General features: G+C 46.8%; 1 protein-coding gene. It reads left to right on the forward strand.

Going from position 1 to position 1535, the window contains the following annotated elements; all coding sequences use genetic code 11:
- On the forward strand, nucleotides 1–1535 hold a 1535-nt coding region (locus A3766_RS05280; protein ID WP_068641855.1), incomplete at both ends, for a xanthine dehydrogenase family protein molybdopterin-binding subunit.

The following is a 1535-nucleotide window of genomic DNA, read 5'->3' on the forward strand; positions in this document are numbered from 1 at the left end:
CAAGATTTACCGCAGGAAATAAAGGTAAAAGAACCGGCTCAATTCAAGTACATAGGGAAATTCGACGCTCGACTTGATGCAGCTGCAAAGGTAAAAGGGGAAAGCGCTTATGGAATCGATGTTGAATTGCAGGATCTTAAATACTGCGTTGTAGAGCGGGCTCCGAAATATGGGGGCAAACTTAAGTCTGCGAATATCGAAGTCGCTCTTCAGCAGAAAGGTGTTGTCTCGGTTCTTGAGGTTTCCCGTGGTATAGCTGTCGTCGCAAACTCCTATTGGCAAGCAAGGAAAGCATCAAAAGTACTAGAGGCGCAGTGGGCATTTAGTGAAGAGAGTGTTGAAACTAGTGATGCAATCAGCAACCTATATCTGGATAAGCTTGCAAATGATTCCGGCAAATCTATTCGTCAAGACGGCGATACAGCGGAGCTTCTCGAGGCTGATGGCCATATAGAAGAGTTTGAGTTTACAGCGCCTTTTCTTGCTCACGCCACCATGGAGCCAATGAATGCCGTTGCAAGGGTTAGCAAGGGGAAGGCGGAAGTATGGGCTGGAACTCAAGCCCCTGACGTAGCACAAGTTGCAGTCGCAAAAGCGACCAATATCGATCTGGACAATGTAACTATTCATAACCAGTTTCTAGGGGGTGGCTTCGGTAGACGCTTAAGTCAAGATTATATTGCCGAGGCTGCTGAGGTTGCGGAAAAAACCGGACTGACAATTAAACTGGTTTGGTCCAGAGAAGAAGATATCAAGCACGATTTATTTCGACCAGCAAGTTTGCACAAGGTTCGGGCTGCGCTCGACACTAAAGGCCTACCTGTCGCCTGGGAGCATCAAATTGTCGTGCCCAAGATTATGGATTGGTATGTATGGGACGCTTCACCAGCTATGTTTCCTTGGGCGCCTGAGTTTATGTACCCAATGCTGGGGCATGCCGGGCTAATGACCGAGGGAACGCCAATCACTCCAGCTGATACTTCGCCTTATGAAGGTGCTGCCGACTTTCCTTATACGATACCAAATATCAGTGTTAAGCATATCAAGGCCGATGCTGGCGTACCGATAAGCTACTGGCGTTCAGTTGGCCACTCATTTAACGCTTTCGTTGTGGAGAGTGCAATTGATCAGTTAGCTCAGTCAGCTGGACTAGATGCATATCAGTTCCGCAAACAGTATTTAGGTAATTCACCGCGACTACTTAAAGTGTTGAACCTGGTTGCAGAAAAAGGTGGGTGGGGGCGTACGCTGCCTAAAGATGTCCACCAAGGTATCGCTGTGCATAAGTCTTTCGGCTCTTATGTTGCGCAACTAGTTGAACTTAAAGTTGAATATGGACAAGTTAAGCTTCTGACGGTGCATTGTGCCGTAGATTGCGGCATGGTTGTAAACCCTGATATCGTTACAATGCAGATGGAAAGCGGAATTATATTTGGTGCGACTGCCGCACTCTATGGAGAGATTACTTTTGCTGAAGGTGAGGTTATGCAAAGTAATTTTCATGACTATCCTTTGATGAGGATGAATGAATCTCC

The sequence above is a fragment of the Oleiphilus sp. HI0132 genome (assembly GCF_001635845.1).